The organism is Pandoraea sp. PE-S2T-3 (assembly GCF_002179965.1).
Taxonomy (GTDB): Bacteria; Pseudomonadota; Gammaproteobacteria; order Burkholderiales; family Burkholderiaceae; genus Pandoraea.
This window is the reverse complement of the sequence record NZ_NGUQ01000007.1, coordinates 825,823-841,493: the sequence shown is the minus strand read 5'-3', so window position 1 is coordinate 841,493 and position 15,671 is coordinate 825,823. Positions and strand designations below refer to the sequence as shown.

Annotated in this window: 13 protein-coding genes; 6 read left to right on the top strand and 7 right to left on the bottom strand. The window is 64.7% G+C overall.

Annotation, left to right across the window (positions count from 1 at the left end):
- Positions 1-587 precede the first annotated feature (587 nt).
- Positions 588-2,210 carry a phospholipase D family protein gene (locus tag CDV46_RS05715; protein WP_087721992.1) on the top strand — a complete coding sequence of 541 codons (1,623 nt, stop codon included), beginning with the start codon at positions 588-590 and terminating at the stop codon, positions 2,208-2,210.
- A gap of 155 nt (positions 2,211-2,365) precedes the next feature.
- Here the strand turns inward: CDV46_RS05715 and CDV46_RS05710 are convergent, their stop codons facing one another.
- The 4 genes from CDV46_RS05710 to CDV46_RS05695 form a co-directional block, all read right to left on the bottom strand.
- A complete protein-coding gene (locus CDV46_RS05710; RefSeq protein ID WP_254915940.1) occupies positions 2,366-4,828 on the bottom strand; it encodes a TonB-dependent siderophore receptor in 2,463 nt (820 codons plus the stop codon).
- Between the two features lie 155 nt (positions 4,829-4,983).
- A complete protein-coding gene (locus tag CDV46_RS05705; RefSeq protein ID WP_087721990.1) occupies positions 4,984-5,964 on the bottom strand; it encodes a FecR domain-containing protein in 981 nt (326 codons plus the stop codon).
- Positions 5,961-6,473, bottom strand: coding sequence for a sigma-70 family RNA polymerase sigma factor (locus CDV46_RS05700; RefSeq protein ID WP_087721989.1), 513 nt, complete (start codon positions 6,471-6,473; stop codon positions 5,961-5,963). Before CDV46_RS05700 ends, CDV46_RS05705 begins: the two co-directional genes overlap by 4 nt.
- A gap of 191 nt (positions 6,474-6,664) precedes the next feature.
- Positions 6,665-7,288, bottom strand: coding sequence for a M24 family metallopeptidase (locus CDV46_RS05695; protein ID WP_254915939.1), 624 nt, complete (start codon positions 7,286-7,288; stop codon positions 6,665-6,667).
- Positions 7,289-7,678: 390 nt separating this feature from the next.
- Between CDV46_RS05695 and CDV46_RS05690 the strand changes: the two genes are divergently transcribed.
- Positions 7,679-8,647: a GlxA family transcriptional regulator gene (locus CDV46_RS05690; protein WP_087691170.1), complete on the top strand. Its 969-nt coding sequence runs from the start codon at positions 7,679-7,681 to the stop codon at positions 8,645-8,647.
- Positions 8,648-8,669: 22 nt separating this feature from the next.
- Here CDV46_RS05690 and CDV46_RS05685 read toward each other — a convergent pair whose 3' ends face one another.
- From CDV46_RS05685 to CDV46_RS05675, 3 genes are all read right to left on the bottom strand, one after another.
- Complete coding sequence (locus CDV46_RS05685) at positions 8,670-10,091, bottom strand: 2-hydroxycarboxylate transporter family protein (protein WP_249277689.1); 1,422 nt, start codon at positions 10,089-10,091, stop codon at positions 8,670-8,672.
- A gap of 81 nt (positions 10,092-10,172) precedes the next feature.
- Positions 10,173-11,426 carry a CaiB/BaiF CoA transferase family protein gene (locus tag CDV46_RS05680; RefSeq protein WP_441339303.1) on the bottom strand — a complete coding sequence of 418 codons (1,254 nt, stop codon included), beginning with the start codon at positions 11,424-11,426 and terminating at the stop codon, positions 10,173-10,175.
- A gap of 5 nt (positions 11,427-11,431) precedes the next feature.
- Positions 11,432-12,316 (bottom strand): HpcH/HpaI aldolase/citrate lyase family protein, encoded by an 885-nt coding sequence (locus tag CDV46_RS05675; RefSeq protein ID WP_087721986.1) that lies wholly within the window; start codon positions 12,314-12,316, stop codon positions 11,432-11,434.
- A gap of 103 nt (positions 12,317-12,419) precedes the next feature.
- Here CDV46_RS05675 and CDV46_RS05670 point away from each other — a divergent pair, with 103 nt between their 5' ends.
- From CDV46_RS05670 to paaC, 4 genes are all read left to right on the top strand, one after another.
- Positions 12,420-13,292, top strand: coding sequence for a LysR substrate-binding domain-containing protein (locus tag CDV46_RS05670; RefSeq protein WP_087691162.1), 873 nt, complete (start codon positions 12,420-12,422; stop codon positions 13,290-13,292).
- A gap of 121 nt (positions 13,293-13,413) precedes the next feature.
- Positions 13,414-14,421, top strand: a complete 1,008-nt coding sequence (paaA, locus tag CDV46_RS05665) for a 1,2-phenylacetyl-CoA epoxidase subunit PaaA (RefSeq protein ID WP_087691160.1) — start codon at positions 13,414-13,416, stop codon at positions 14,419-14,421.
- Positions 14,422-14,504: 83 nt separating this feature from the next.
- Positions 14,505-14,801 (top strand): 1,2-phenylacetyl-CoA epoxidase subunit PaaB, encoded by a 297-nt coding sequence (paaB, locus tag CDV46_RS05660; RefSeq protein ID WP_058376422.1) that lies wholly within the window; start codon positions 14,505-14,507, stop codon positions 14,799-14,801.
- A gap of 49 nt (positions 14,802-14,850) precedes the next feature.
- The gene (gene paaC / locus CDV46_RS05655; protein WP_087691158.1) at positions 14,851-15,654 is read left to right on the top strand and encodes a 1,2-phenylacetyl-CoA epoxidase subunit PaaC; all 804 of its coding nucleotides are present in this window, start codon (positions 14,851-14,853) and stop codon (positions 15,652-15,654) included.
- The last annotated feature ends 17 nt before the right edge of the window (positions 15,655-15,671 follow it).

Genomic DNA, 15,671 nt, shown 5'->3' with positions numbered 1-15,671 from the left:
CCATTCATCGAGTGCCCACACTTATCGGTTGTTCAATTTTTAAAGATCAATCGCTTCGAACTTTGCTTCGTCGCATTATTACCGCGCTGTCGCTTCGTTTTCTGCGTCGCTGCATCAGCAGCAGAGAAGTGAGATTATGTCGCAGCTTCTCGTCGTCGTCAACAGTTTTTTTCGCTTCTTTTCGTTCGCCGCCGTAGCGACTCACAAGCTCCAAAACCACTAACCACCGGGCTTTCCAGCCCGTCGCATCTTCCTGCTTCGCCGCTTTCGCTGCGTCGCTGTCGTTGCGAGAGACGGAATATTAGTGAAAACCCCGAACGCTGGCAAGCACTTTGTGAAAATAATTTGAAAAGAGCAAAAAAAGGCCCGCGTCGTGAGCGGGCCGAGATCCATGGGACAGGACTTCATGGAGGAGACAGCCCCAATGTATCCGGGCATCCCCCGGCGACGCAACCAACGAAATCGCATATGCTTTTGGCTAAGCTTCCCTATATGGAAAGGCCTCCCCAGCGGCGGCGCGCTTTTGTTACCGCTTTTGTCGCCGGTTCTGCCACAGCTTCTTTCTCCCTATATATAGAGCGTTCGAGATGGTCCTATCGCGCCTCCTCCGGTCGCTTCTGCCGTCTCGCCTGATATGGGTACTCGCACTGTCGCTCCTCGCGGCGGCCTGCACCTCTGTCCGTCCGCCGCCTGAGCCGACGCAGTGGACGTCCCATACGTCCGCCACGGCCCCGGGCGCATTGGCGGATGCCCTCGCCCCGGCGGAGCACGCCCACCCCGGGGAATCCGGCTTCCAGTTGCTGGCCACCGGTTCCGCCGCGTTCACCACGCGTATCGCACTGGTCCAGTCGGCGCAGCACAGTCTCGACGTGCAGTACTACAGCGCGGGCGAAGACATCACTGGCCGCCTGCTGCTCCAGTCGCTGCTCGACGCCGCCGACCGAGGCGTGCGTGTGCGCATGCTGGTCGACGACATCAACCGCCGCCACACCGATCCGACCTTCGCCGTGCTCGACCAGCATCGCAATATCGAAGTCCGCGTCTTCAATCCGTTCGGCACGCGCGACACCACCCTGCTCCAACGCGCCGGCAACCTCCTGACGCAATTCGACCAGCTCAACCGGCGGATGCACAACAAGGCGCTCGTCGCCGACAACCAGCTCGCCATCGTCGGCGGCCGCAATCTGGGTGACGAATATTTCGACGCCAACCCCGATCTGTCCTTCCGCGACTTTGACTTGTTGTGCGCAGGCCCCGTCGTCGACGCGATCTCCCATAGCTTCGACCACTTCTGGACCAGCCCGCAGTCCTACCCGCTCCGACAGGTGCAGTCCAAGATCGACAAGGAAACCCTCGACGCCACCCGCGACGCCCTGGCCCAGCATTGGCGCGATGCCGAGAACGTGCCGGCCGGACGGGACGCACTCCATCAGCCCTCGCTGGCCACTGGATTGAGCACTGGCAAGGTGCCGCTTTTCTGGGCACCTGCCGAACTCGCCGCCGACAGCCCCGACAAGCTCGATACCCCCGCAAAGGAAACCACCAGCGCGCCGGGCGACAAGCTGCGCGAACTAGCGGGCCACGCCCAGCGCGAGGTGCTGATCATTTCGCCCTACTTCGTCCCGCTGGATGGTGGCGTGAAATTCCTGTCGGCGCTGACGGCGCGCGGGGTCAGCGTGCGCGTGCTGACGAATTCGCTGGCCGCCACCGATGTCGTGCCGGTCCACGCTGGTTACGCGCGCTACCGTCCGGCGTTGTTGCAGGCGGGGATCGAACTGTATGAATTCAAGCCCATCCGCCCGGAGCCCGAGCAGCGGCGCATCACCTTTGGCGGGTCTTCCCGTGCGAGCCTGCACGGCAAGGTCTACATCATCGACCGGCTGCACGTGGTGCTGGGTTCATTCAATCTCGACCCGCGCTCGGTACGGTTGAACACCGAGTTGGCCATCGTGATCCACAGCGCCGACTTCGCCGAGCGCATGGCGGGGATCTTCGAGCGGGCTGTCGCGCCACGCTCCAGCTTCCACGTCGAACTGGTGCCACCGGGCACAGCGCCACCCACACCCACACCTCCGACGATGCCCGCCCTGCGCTGGGTCGGCGAGGAGAACGGCCAGCCGCGCACGTTCGACGTCGAGCCCTACGCGCCTTTCTGGCGTAACGCCGTCGCGGGGGCCTTCACGCTGCTGCCCAGCGACGACCTGCTGTAACCCCGCGAACCGACGCTTGCCGAAACAAAAACCGCCGCCCCGACAAGATCGGAAGCGGCGGCTTTTGTGAATCATGAACGCCGTGGCGTCAGCACGGCGAGCGTTCACCCCACGTTCACCCCACGTTCACACCACACTCAATACACGCAGCACGCTCAAAACTCGAACGTCGCCGACAGCGTTGCCGAGCGGGCGTCGCCCACGGCCACGAAGTACTGGCTCGCGCTCGACGGGTAATACGTCTTGTTGAACACGTTCTTCACGTTGAACTGGAAGTGCACCGGCTGACGGCCGATCTTCGTGTCGTAGGTGGCGAACACATCCGCCACGAAGTACGCGGGCAACGTGAAGCTGTTGGCCGAGTCCCCCGGACGCGACCCGATATAGCGGCCCACCGCGCCCAAGCGCAAATTACCGCTGCCGTCACCCAGCACCGGCCCCCAGTCATACACCCCCGCCAACGACGCCGTATGCCGCGCCACGTTGGCCAACGTGTTGCCGGTGTAGAGCGGATCGTCCGTGGTCTTCGCGTCGATGAACGCATAGCTGGCAATCACGTTCCAGCGTTGCCCGATGCGGCCCGACACGTCGAGCTCCAAGCCGCGCGAGCGCGCCGCGCCCGACGTGCGCCAGTCGATCAGCTTGGTCGCATCGTTGAACTGCGAGACCAGCACGTTGCGCTTGTTGATGTTGAACAGCGCCACCGTCCCGGTCAGCCCGTTCGGCATGTCGAGCTTCGCGCCGACTTCAAACGACTTCGCATGCTCCGGCGCCACGTTCGAGTCGATCACCACCCCGCTGGAAAGCGGCGCGATCGTCGAGGTCGGCTTGAGCGACTCCGAGTAGCTGCCGTACAGCGACAGATAGTTCGTCGCCTTATAGACGACACCCGCGCGCGGCAGCCACTTCGAGTCGGAGATGTTCGTATTGACCTGGAACGGACGCCCCTTGCCTGCCAACTGGCTGTACGTGAGCAAACGCAAGCCGCCCACGAGAATCCAGCGGTCGGTCACGTGAATCGCGTCCTGAAAGAACAGCGACGCGTCGTGCAGCGTATCGGTCTGATCGCTATCGGACGCAGACACTGTCGTCGGAATCACCTCGCAGCCATATACCGGGCTCAGGTAATTGAACTTGCACGTCGACGCCTGCCGGATCAGGTCACGGCGATAGATGCGCCGATATTCCCAATCGCCCCCGAACTGCACGTCGTGCCGCATGCCAGCCAACTGCACGCGGCCGTCGAGATACGCGATGCCGTAGCTATCGGTACTGTCCGAGCCGCGCGTGCCGTCGTTGCTGCGCGAGATGATGCCGGTCTTCGTGTTGATGCCGTTCACGCGCAACTGCGTCGCGTCGTACGTTTCGGTGTTGTAGCTGTAGCCGAAGTGCGCCTTCCAGTCGGCGTTGAACTGGTGATCGACCGTGATCTGCGCCAGATGCGACTGACCGGTCATCTCGTTATGCACGTCGTCCAGACGCTCACGCGGCGAAATCGCCAACGGCTTGTTGGTCGTCGGATCGATCACGGTGCCCCGGTCGAACGGCGTCAGGAAGTTGCGGTATTCGTACGACAGCACGACCTGCGTATCACGACCGTAATACGCCAGCGTCGGGGCAACGAGCGTCTCACGCTGCGAGCCGAAGTTGCGCCAGTACTGCTGGTTGTTCTGGTCGACAACCAATCGATAAGCCAGCCCCGAGTCACCGATCGGCCCGGTGGTATCGAGCGTTTCTTCCACGCCGTTCTTGCCGTGACCATACGTCGTGCCGGCCACGCTCACCGCCGTATAGGGCTTGAGCAACGGACGCTTGCTCACTACGTTGATCACACCGCCCGGGTCCATGATCCCGTACAGCAACGACGACGGACCCTTGAGCACTTCCACTGCATCGGCATTCGCGTTCAGCCCGCGCCCCTGCACCAGCGGCATGCCGTTGTGCATGATCGAGCCGTCGCGATTGCCGCCGAAGCCGCGCTTGAGCAGCGTATCTTGCGTGCCTGCCAACGTATTGCCCTGCACGATACCGCTCACGTTGATAAGCGCGTCGTCGAGCGTGCGGGCGCGCTGATCGGCCAGCACTTGCTGCGGCACTACGTTGATCGCCTGCGGAATGTCGAGAATGGGTGCGTCGGCGCGCGCAATGCCGGCGTCAGCGGGCGTACGGTAGGCGTCCGTCCATGCCTGCCCCTGAACATGCGTCGTGGGCAAAGCCACATCACCAGAGCCGCCGCCTGCGGCCAGCGTGGCCGACGCCGGTGCGCCTTGCGGCACCAACGTGAAGCCCGCACCTTGCGGCGACGCAACGAGGCCCGTCCCGGCCAGTACCTGACCGAAGGCGGCCGGCACATCGAACCTGCCCTGCACGCCGGGGCTCTGCCGACCGGCTGTCAGCGACGGCGCGTACGTGAGCAGAATGCCCGCCTCGCGGCCGAAGCGCGTCAATACCGCGTCGAGTCCACCGGCCGGAATGTCATACACGCGGCTCGCGGCGGCGGCCTGAGTGGCAGCGGTCGACTGCGTTTGCTGTGCCTGTGCGACACCCGCGCTGAGCGCGGACGCGAACGTCACCGCAACGGCAAGACAAACGTGCCGAGGGCGCACGCCCAGCGGCATCCGGCGGCATGCAACAGCGGAGGAATCGGAAAATACGACGGCCATGATGTGATATCTCGTTCAGGCAATAGACAGAAGGTTTCAATTCCCTTGTCACGCGAGATGTACAAAACAGCTCACTGGCCGGACAAAATTTTGAAAAAAGTGGAAACGGATCAGCCCCGAGGCCCCACGCTCACCCAGTAACGCGTGACCGACGTCACCGGCAGCGCGTGCGGCAGCACTGCGAGAATGGCGTCGACATCGCCGAGCGGATAGGTGCCCGATACCCGCAGCGCCGCTACGGCCGGATCACAACGCAGATAGCCGCGTCGATATCGCGACAGCTCCGCGAGAAACGCATCCAACCGCATGTCGACGGCGACGAGCATGCCATCCGTCCATGCGCCGTCACCGTCCTCGAGCGCGGTGAGCGGCTCGATCGCGCGTGCCGTGAACTGCGCCTGCTCGCCCGCCTGCACAATGCGCTCGACGTGCGACAACCCCAGCGGCATGACGCGCACCGCCCCCTCGAAGACCTGCACGCGCCCGCCCGCGTCGTCCTGACGCACGGCAAAACGCGTCCCCAATGGTTGCAACATGGCCTGCGCCGTCGTCACGACCAACGGCCGGGGCGGTACGTGCCCGGCGTCCTTGCCCGTCGTCACCATCACTTCGCCATCCACAAGCGCGATGCGGCGCGTCGAGCCATCCATCGATAAACGGACCGCACTGCGCGTATTGAGAACCAACGTCGTGCCATCCGCCAGACGCAGCGTGCGGCGCTCGCCGACGCCCGTGCGCGTATCCGCGCGCAACCGCTGCACGGCAAGCGGGTCCGCCACGAGCCACACGCCGCCGCCGACAAACAGCGCCCCGGCAATCGCCTTGATGGCCGTGCGCCGTGCCCGTGAACGCGGCGCACGAAGCGCTGCCTGCGCCACCGCCGCACCCAACGTATCGGACACATGCCGCATGCGATTGTTGGCGCTTTCGATATGCCGCCACGCGCGTTCGTGATCGGGATGCGCCTCACGCCAACGCACGCAGGCCGCTCGCAACGTTTCAGTGGCGTCGCCGCCATGCAGCGTCACCCACCACTCGACGGCCTGCTGCGCGATACCGGGTGCGAACCCCTGCGCCGCGGCCCGCGTCATACCGCCTCCATTGCGAAGAAGCACTGCGTACCGGCGCGCACCAGATAGCGTTTGACGGTCGCGAGCGAGATGCTCAGTTCGGCCGCAATCTCGGCATGAGACAGGCCATCGAGCTGGGCCAGCAGAAAAGCGCGTTTCACCGGGGGCGGCAGACCATCGAGACAGCGATCGATCTCAAGCAGCGTCTCGAGCACGATGGCGCGTTCTTCTGGTGACGGCGCGACGGCTTCGGGCTGCTGGGCCAGCGCTTCGAGATAAGCGCGTTCGATCTGTTCGCGACGCCAGTAGTTATAGAGAACACGCTGCGCGATCGTAGTCAGGAAAGCGCGCGGCGACGCGAGCATGCGCGGCGGATCGCGTTCTAGCAGCCGGATGAACGTGTCGTGCGCAAGATCGGCGGCCCGATGCGAGCAACCGGTCTTGCGATGCAGCCAGCCTTGAAGCCAACCGTGATGGTCGTTATAGAGTCCCTGCAACGCGTCGCGTTGCAGCGTGTCGTCGGCGGGCATGCGCCCCTCCTGTCCCCGGGCCAGGTGTGGCCGAAAGGCTCAGGCACCCGCGTTGCAAATGAGAATCGTTCGCAGTATAGCAAACAAGTCCCGGGGTCGACGCACGATCAATAACGCGTGAACGGGGGCGTCGCGCGGGCGCGACGATCGCCCCTCGTTCAGGATCTGATCAAGCGCAGATCACGAATCGATCAGTAGTAGGTGTCGTCGAGCAGCATGTCCTCGAAGAACGCGCCGAAGCGTTGCTGCGGGTCGCGCAGATGGATTTCCAGAATCCAGCGCATCGCCGATGGGGTGGTCTCGAAGTCGGCGAGTGAGCCGGTATGAATGGCGGCATGCGGGAAGTCGGACACGCGATGCCCCGGCAGGTCGAAGTTCAGTTCCCAGCCCATGCGTTTTGCCACCTCGTCGGCGTAGGCGTACAGCGCCTGTCCCGATACGCCGTCGCGCAACCACTTGCCGCGCACGTCGTGGAACAGCGCTTGCGCGTCGTGGGCGCAGCGGGCTTGACCGGCGTGCTCGCCGACGACAAAGCTTGCGCCGCCATCGCCTTCCCACGCGTCGAAGCGCGGGGCGATGTCGATGAAGAAGATGTCGTTCTCGCCCAGCACCACGCCCGGCGTGGACGGCTGACGCATGGGCTTGAGCGTGTTCGCACCAAAACGCACCCGCGTCGGATGCCAGCTCAGTTCGAGGCCAGCGGCCACGAGCGCGCCTTTGGCCATCGCGACCGCATCTTCTTCCACCATGCCCGGCTTCACCCGACTCGCGATGTCGGCGATGGCGGCACGCGTCTTGTGACGTGCCATCAACATGCCGTCGACCGAGAACGCGGGACCGACACGCTCGGCGAGCGATGCATCGTCCGGATAGCGCACGCGAGGCGCATCGTTGGCCGCCGCTCCGGCGGTCGCGGTGGACGGTACGGAGGGCGTTGGAGACGTCGGAGACGTCGGGGAAATCGGGGAATTCGGGGAAATCGCAGTTTTGGCGTTGTGCATCGATGCCTCTCGGGGGGAAACGCAGCGGCCCATGCCGCCGTCGATGTCACCGATTGTGCGAACGCGGCCTTCGGATGCCACGCGCCCCGAGCGGCCCGATTCTGCCAAACCGAGGCCCCTTCGCGCCAACAGCGGGGCGTGATCGGCTCATCTGACCGCTTTCTGCCAAAATGCAGCGCATTACTGCCAGAGCGCCCCTTTGCCATGATCCGGAATGTCGCCTTGCTGGTTTTTCCCGGCGTGCAATCGCTCGATGTGAGCGGCCCGCTCGATGTCTTCGCGGAAGCGAACCGCTTTCTGCTGCCCGGCGACCACTATCAGACGGAAGTCATTGGCACCCAGCACGGCCCGATCGCCTGTTCGAATGGCATGACGATTCTGCCGCGCCGTCACTATCAGGAAGCCGGCGGACATCTCGACCTGCTGCTGGTGGCGGGCGGCCCGTCGCTGCTGACCGATGACCTCGGCCCGAACGTGTCGCGCTGGCTGCACGACGCCACGGCCCGGGCGCGCCGCTTCGGGTCGATTTGCAACGGCGCGCTGGTGCTGGCCGCCGCCGGTCTGCTCGACGGCAAACGCGTGACCACGCACTGGAACGACGTCGACGTGCTTGCCGAGCGCGCACCCGGCGCCCGCATCGAGGCCGACCGGCTATTCGTTCAGGACGGGAATCTGTACACGTCAGCGGGCGTGACGGCGGGCATCGATCTGTCGCTGCACCTGCTCGCGCAGGATCACGGACAAGAGGTGGCACTCAACGTGGCGAAGCGGCTGGTGGTGTTCACGCAGCGCGCCGGCGGTCAGTCGCAGTTCAGCCCCTACCTCACGCCCTACGCGGAACCGAATTCCCCGGTCGCTCAGGTGCAGCAATTCGTGCTGGAGCATCTGGCCGAGCCGCTGTCGGTGGGCGATCTGGCCGCGGTGGCCAAGATGAGTGTGCGCAATTTCTCGCGCGTGTTTGCTCGCGACGCGGGCGTGACGCCCGCCGACTTCGTGAGCGCCGCCCGCATCGATGCCGCGCGTGTGATGCTGGAGAACGGCAACGCCCCCCTCAAGACCGTGGCATGGCAATGCGGGTTCGGCGATCCGCACAACATGCGCAAGGTGTTTCAGCGCCGCTTCGGCGTGTCGCCCCAGCAGTACCGCGAACACTTCGGGCAGCCGCAGGACTGAGACACGGCCCGCCACCCCGGCTTCAATGCCAGTAAGAAAACGCCGCCAGCGACGTCATCACGACAATCGCGCCGCCGATACGGGTGGCGATCTGCGCGAAGGGCATCAACGCCATGCGGTTCGCCGCCGTGAGAATCGCCACATCGCCAGTGCCGCCCAAGCCGCTGTGCGTCACGTTGACGATGGCCGCTTCCACCGGATACATCCCCACCCACTTCGCCACCACGAACCCAGTGACTGCCAGCGACAGCACCGTCGAGACGGCCGTCACGATGTTGATCCAGTGAAATGCCGTGACGATCTCGCCCCACGGTGTCATCGCGACGCTGATGGCGAACATCAGCGGATACGTGACCGCCGTCGAGAAGAAGCTGTACATGAAACGCGCCCCGCCCCGCACGCGCGGCGACACAATCTGGAACAACTGCGCGATCACCACGAAAACGAGCATCACCACGGGCGCCGGCCAGTTGAACCACTGATGGCTCAGCACCCCCAGCAGATACAGGGCAATCGCCGTGCCGCCCGCCGCCGCCAGACTCGAGGCGTCGAAACTCTGTGACGACTCGTCTTGCACCGCGAGCGCCTCACCCGCCGGCGTGACCGTCAGTTGGCCGTTGCCGGTGAGCTTCGGCTTGCGCGTGCCCAGATAGCTCAACAACCCCGCCAGACAGATCGCCGAGATGTTGCCGAGCATCGCGGCCGAGAGGGCCTGCGCGAAGAGCGGCCCCTGCTCCACACCGAGAATCTGCGCGTAGCCCGCCGAGAGCGGCAACGCACCTTCACCGACCCCGCCCGCCATGATCGGCACGACGATGTAGAAGAACGCCTGCTTCGCCTCCAGACCGAGTGCTGTGCCGACCGACGTGCCGACAATAGCCGCAACGAACGAACCACTCGCCAGCGGAATGAAGATGCGCACGAAGCCTTTCACCAGCGTGCGCCGGTCCATGCTCAACACGCTGCCGACAATGATCGCGGCGATAAACAGATAGAGGAAATTGGAGCTCTTGGTGAACGTAGTGACGGCCTTCGTCACCGGCGCGGGCATGAGGCCGTAATAGACCATCGCCGACGGGATGAACGCCGCAAAGATCGACGTCGCGCCGATGTGACGCACCCACGGAATGCGCTTGGCCAGCTCGGCGCACGTGAAGCCGCCGACGGCGACGAGCGCTATGCCAGTCGGCAGATCGGCGGCGAGCTTGCCGTTGTGCGTCATCGCGGCAAGGATCGCCACGAGCGCGAGATATACCGGCAACGGCAACGCACCGATGCGCAGGTCGAACACCGCCCACCAACGCTCGCGCAGCGACATCGCTCCCCCGGTCGCGGGCCGTGCGCCGTCCGTTGTGCCCGAGGGCTTGGGCGGCGTGGCCCCGGCCCTCGACTGGGTCTGCACGGGTGCCCTTGCCGCCTCGGCGCGCGTGGTTACCGTTTCCATGGATTTGTCTCCGTTCATCTTTCTTATATAAGGCGCGCAGCCTTGCGAATCCGATCGCCTGTCGCGCGCGGGGGGATTCGCTTACTGCACCGCCTCTGTCTTACGCAGCGCGGCGATGTCGGTGTCCGTCAGGCCGAGATCGCGCAGCACTTCATCGGAATGCTGGCCGAAGGCGGGTGCGGCGCGCGATACCGGCGCGTTGCTGTTGTCGCTGGCGCCTGCGCCGAACCGGATCGGCTGCCGGAAACCGCGATAACCCAGAGCACCGTTCGTCCCGGCATAGGTGTAGTGCTGCACCATCGCTTCGGCGTCGACCTGCGGGTCGTCGAACATGTCTTCGATGCGACGCGCGGCGGCGCACGGCACGGCGTCGCCAAAGATCACCTCCCACTCGCGCGCGCCATGCGCCTGCAACGCGGCATGCAACTGCGGCACGATCTCGTCGCGATGCTGCGCGCGCTTGCGCACGGAATCGTAGCGCTCGTCGGCGGAGAGTGCAGCCATGCCCGTCTTTTCACACAGCGCCTGCCAGAAGTGCGGTGTGTTGGCGGAGATATACAGATAGCCGTCGCGCGTGGGATGGATGCCGGTAATGCCGCCGGAACGCATGTCGCGACCGACGTCGCGCGGTTCGTCATCGGCCCAGATCATGCGGGCGGACTGCATCGCCAGCGCGCTGCGCAGCAACGACACGCCCACGTACTGCCCCTGACCGGTGCGCTCGCGGGCGAACAGCGCCGACGACACGCCCGCCGCCACCAGCGACGCCGCATAGTAGTCGACCACCGAGCCGTAGAGAATTTCGGGCGGACCGCCGTCCTTGCCCTGCATGGCGCACATGCCCGTCATGGTTTGCAGCACCTGGTCGTAGCCGGCCTTGTCTTTGCTCGGGCCTGTTTCGCCGTAGCCGGTCACCGCGCAATAAATCAGGCGCGGGTTCACTTCGCGCAGTTGTTCGTACGCGATGCCCAACCGGGCGGGCACGCTCGGGCGGAAGTTGTGGACGAGTACGTCGGCCGATTCGACCAGACGGCGCAGCACGGCAAGCGCGTCCGGCTGCTTGAGATCGAGCACGAGCCCGCGCTTGCCCCGATTGACGCCGAGAAACGCGCGGCTCTCGCTGGCGAGTGTCGATGGGTATTTGCGCAGGTTGTCGCCCGTGGGCGGTTCGATCTTGATGACTTCCGCTCCCTGATCGGCGAGCAACGTGCAGCCGTAGGGGCCCGCGATGTAGGCGCTCAGATCGAGCACACGGACGCCGTCGAGTGGGCCGGCAACCGCGGTGGCCATCGCGTCATCGGGGGAGGCGGAAGACAACAGGGAATCTCGTTTCATAGCCGTCAGCTCACCGGTTGCTCGTCGCGCAGCAGGCCCATGCGGCGGGCATTGCTCACCAGCGCGCGGGCGCGCTCGACGAACGGCACATCGATCATTTTTCCGTCGACGACATAAGCGCCGACGCCATCGCGCGCCGCAGTGCGTGCAGCATCGACCACGCGCACGGCATGAGCGATCTCTTCATCGGAAGGACGGAATACGTCGTTGGCGAGCGCAATCTGGCTCGGATGGATGCAGCTCTTGCCGAGGAAACCCATCGCTTTTGCGAGCTGCGCTTCGGCCCGAAAGCCCGCTTCGTCCTTGATGTTGGCGAAGGCGGAGTCGTAGGCAAAAACGCCCGCCTCACCGGCGGCCATGCGCAGCGCGAACATGGCCTGCGAGATCGCGGCGGTTTCGCGACGTGCCACACCCAATGGTTCGAACAGATCGCCGAGGCCCAGTTGCAACCCGGCCACGCGCGGATGCGCCGTTGCGAGTTCGGCGGCGCGGCGCAGCGCTTGCGGCGATTCGATATTCAGCAGCAGACGTACGGGCGTCGTGACGCCGTTGGCACGCTCGGCCTGCTCGATACGCTCGGCGGCGGCAAGCACGTCGTCGGCGCGTTCGGGCTTGGGCAGATTGATCAGTGCGACGCCGTTCTGCACGACGGCATCGATGTCGTCGCCGAAGTACGCGGTATCGAGCGGGTTCACGCGCACGATCAGTTGCTTGTCGGCGTGGGCGGGACCCGGCGTACGCAGCCAGTCACGCAAGGTGTTGCGCGCGTCGTGCTTGCGCTCGGGGGCGACGGAATCTTCCAGATCGAACGACAGGGCGTCGGCCGCGCTGGCGAGCGCCTTGGCGAAGAGCTCCGGCCGCGATGCGGGCACGAAGAGTTTGCTTCTCATGTCTCCAGTCCTTGCTTTCTTCTGACTGGAAATGAGTCTAAGTGGCGCCTTGCTTTAGATAAACTATCTGCACCTATCTTAAAAGCATAGAAAATCTATCGTCATGGATACCGCCTTTCTTGCCAATCTTCTGCTCGTGGTCGACAGTGGCTCGATGGCCGAGGCCGCGCGCCGCATCGGGGTGACGCCTGCGGCCATCGCCCAACAGGTGCAGGCGCTCGAGCGCGAACTCGGGGTGCCGTTGCTGGTGCGCGCGGGGCGCACGGTCATTCCGACCGAGGCCGGACATCGGGTGATTGAGAAAGCGCGCGCGCTGGTGCGCGAGGCCGCCGAGCTTAAAGCCGTGGCGCTGACCGACGAACCCTCTGGCGAACTTCGGATCGGCACCATCACGACGGCGCTGCTCAGTTTGCTGCCCGACGTGCTCGCGAACTTCTCGACGGCGTTTCCGCAAGCCAAGGTGTTGATTCGTGCGGGCACGTCGATGGAGTTGTACGAGACCCTGCAACGTGGCGATCTGGACGTCGCGATCTGCCTGCATCCACCGTTTGCGCTGCCCAAGGCGTACGACTGGCACTTGCTGCGCGAGGAGCCGATCGTGGTGCTGGCGCCGTCGTATCTGGCGGATGAAGACCCCCATGCGTTGCTGCGGCGCGAGCCGTTCATTCGCTATGACCGGTCGCTGGGCGGCGGCAAACAGGCCGACCAGTACCTGCGCGCGGCGAAGATTGTGCCGAATGAATTGTTCGAGCTGAATTCGCTGATGGCGATCGCCATGATGGTGGACCGCCGGCTGGGGGTGTCGCTTGTGCCCGATATCGTCTCGCCGCTCACGAGCGGCCTGAATATCGTGCGTCTGCCGCTGCCAGCCCCCGTCGAGCGCCGTCGTTTCGGCCTGCTGTGGCACCGGGCGTCGCCCCGGGCACGGCTGATCAAGGGGTTGATGGCCTGTGCGGCCGAGGTGATCGAGGCGTAATCAGGGCGCGAACACCCCTCCTCAATCGCCCCCGCCGTCTCATGGAAAACATTTATTGACCGACCGGCCGGTCGGTTTATAATGCGTTCCATATCCCCATATGCCGCGGAGGCCTTCCTCTATGTATACGCAAGCCATCGATCTGGCCGGCAACAGCCCCAAGGGCGTGCGCACCCTGAGCGAGACGGAGCAGCAGCAACAAGCCCGCTTCGACGCGCGCATGGCCGCCGATCAGAAGATCGAGCCGCAGGACTACATGCCCGTCGAGTACCGCAAGACGCTCGTGCGCCAGATTTCGCAGCACGCGCACTCGGAAGTCGTCGGCATGCTGCCGGAAGGCAACTGGATTTCGCGCGCACCCAGCCTCAAGCGCAAAGCGATCCTGCTGGCCAAGGTGCAAGACGAAGCCGGCCACGGTCTCTATCTTTATTCCGCCGCTGAAACCCTCGGCACGTCGCGCGACCAGATGATCGACGCGCTGCACTCGGGCAAGGCCAAGTACTCCAGCATCTTCAATTACCCCACGCTCACGTGGGCCGACGTCGGCGTGATCGGCTGGCTGGTCGATGGCGCCGCCATCATGAACCAGGTGCCGCTGTGCCGCTGCTCGTACGGCCCGTATGCACGCGCGATGATTCGCGTCTGCAAGGAAGAGTCGTTCCATCAGCGTCAGGGCTTCGACGCCCTGCTCTCGATGATGAACGGCACGCAGGCTCAGCGCGACATGGTGCAGGAAGCCGTCAACCGCTGGTGGTGGCCGGTGTTGATGATGTTCGGCCCGAGCGACAAGGAATCGATTCACAGCGCGCAGACCATGAAGTGGGGCATCAAGCGCATTTCGAACGACGACCTGCGTCAGAAGTTTGTCGACGCCGCCATCGAACAGGCCCGCGTGCTCGGCGTGACCTTCCCCGATCCGGATCTGAAGTGGAATGAAGACCGCAAGGCCCACGACTACGGCGAGATCGACTGGTCGGAATTCTGGCGTGTCGTGAACGGCGAAGGCCCGTGCAACAAGGAACGTGTGGGCACCCGCGTGGCCGCTCACGACAACGGCGCCTGGGTGCGCGACGCTGCCCTCGCCCATGCGGCGAAGCAACGTCAGCGCGCTGAAAAACAGGCGGCCTGAACCCGCTGAATAAGCCGCCCGGCCAGTCACATGCGCCAGCGGCAACCTCACAGACACGCGGGACGCCCCGCACAGGAACGATCATGACGCAAGCAAGCAACAAGGAATGGCCCCTCTGGGAAGTGTTCGTGCGCAGCAAGATGGGCCTCGAACACAAGCACAGCGGCAGCCTGCACGCCGCCGACGCCGAAATGGCGCTGCGCATGGCGCGCGACGTGTACACGCGCCGCCAGGAAGGCGTGAGCCTCTGGGTCGTGCCCTCGGCCGCCATCACGGCTTCGGCACCGGAAGACAAGGCCGAACTGTTCGACCCGGCCGCCGACAAGATCTACCGCCACCCGACCTTCTATCAGTTGCCGGAAGAAGTGAACCACATGTAAGTGGCTGCGCGCCGTCTGTCACGGCGCGCCCCGAGCGAGACACCAGAACATGAAACCGACGCAGGAACACCTGTCCTATCTGCTGCGCCTTGCCGACAACGCCCTGATCCTCGGTCAGCGCAACGCGGAATGGTGCGGTCACGGCCCCGTGCTCGAAGAAGACATCGCGCTCACCAACCTGAGCCTCGATCTGATCGGCCAGGCGCGCATGCTCTATCAACACGCCGCCAAGCTCGAAACCGAACTCACCGGCCTCACCAAGCAGGAAGACGACTACGCCTTCTGGCGCGATGAATTTGCGTTCCGCAACTGGACGCTCGTCGAACTGCCGCATTTCGGCCCGACCGCCGGCACCTCGGCCGCCGAGCGCGACTACGCCGTGACGATCGTGCGCAACTTCCTGTACTCGGCCCTGATGGTCGAAGTCTGGCAAGCGCTCGCGCAATCGAGCGACGCCGAACTCGCCGCCATCGCCGCGAAGTCGGTCAAGGAAGCGCATTACCACCTGCATCACGCCCGCGACTGGCTGGTGCGTTTTGGCGACGGCACCGAAGAGTCGCACCGTCGCGCGCAAGCCGCCCTCGACTACCTGATGCCGTACATGAACGAAATCTTCAAGCGCGATGCGCTCGAAGACGCCGCTGCCGCTGCCGGCACGGGCGTGACCATGTCCGACCTGAAAGATGCATGGCAGGCCGTCGTGACCGACGCGCTCGACGAAGCCACGCTCAACGCACCGGCTGCCGGCGCGTTCGAGAGCACGGGCAAGTTCGGCCATCACTCCGAGCACATGAGCTATCTGCTCGGCGAGATGCAGGTCATTGCGCGTCAGCATCCCGGCGCGAGCTGGTAACGGTTAGCGCGACGCCC

Excerpts from the sequence above, each read along its gene's own strand:
- paaB (WP_058376422.1), top strand. The coding sequence starts at position 14,505 with ATGACGCAAGCAAGCAACAAGGAATGGCCCCTCTGGGAAGTGTTCGTG.
- paaC (WP_087691158.1), top strand. The coding sequence starts at position 14,851 with ATGAAACCGACGCAGGAACACCTGTCCTATCTGCTGCGCCTTGCCGAC.
- CDV46_RS05680 (WP_441339303.1), bottom strand. The coding sequence starts at position 11,426 with ATGAAACGAGATTCCCTGTTGTCTTCCGCCTCCCCCGATGACGCGATG.
- CDV46_RS05695 (WP_254915939.1), bottom strand. The coding sequence starts at position 7,288 with ATGTTGATGGCACGTCACAAGACGCGTGCCGCCATCGCCGACATCGCG.
- CDV46_RS05705 (WP_087721990.1), bottom strand. The coding sequence starts at position 5,964 with ATGACGCGGGCCGCGGCGCAGGGGTTCGCACCCGGTATCGCGCAGCAG.
- CDV46_RS05710 (WP_254915940.1), bottom strand. The coding sequence starts at position 4,828 with ATGCCGCTGGGCGTGCGCCCTCGGCACGTTTGTCTTGCCGTTGCGGTG.
- CDV46_RS05670 (WP_087691162.1), top strand. The coding sequence starts at position 12,420 with ATGGATACCGCCTTTCTTGCCAATCTTCTGCTCGTGGTCGACAGTGGC.
- paaA (WP_087691160.1), top strand. The coding sequence starts at position 13,414 with ATGTATACGCAAGCCATCGATCTGGCCGGCAACAGCCCCAAGGGCGTG.
- CDV46_RS05700 (WP_087721989.1), bottom strand. The coding sequence starts at position 6,473 with ATGCCCGCCGACGACACGCTGCAACGCGACGCGTTGCAGGGACTCTAT.
- CDV46_RS05675 (WP_087721986.1), bottom strand. The coding sequence starts at position 12,316 with ATGAGAAGCAAACTCTTCGTGCCCGCATCGCGGCCGGAGCTCTTCGCC.
- CDV46_RS05685 (WP_249277689.1), bottom strand. The coding sequence starts at position 10,091 with ATGGAAACGGTAACCACGCGCGCCGAGGCGGCAAGGGCACCCGTGCAG.
- CDV46_RS05715 (WP_087721992.1), top strand. The coding sequence starts at position 588 with ATGGTCCTATCGCGCCTCCTCCGGTCGCTTCTGCCGTCTCGCCTGATA.
- CDV46_RS05690 (WP_087691170.1), top strand. The coding sequence starts at position 7,679 with ATGATCCGGAATGTCGCCTTGCTGGTTTTTCCCGGCGTGCAATCGCTC.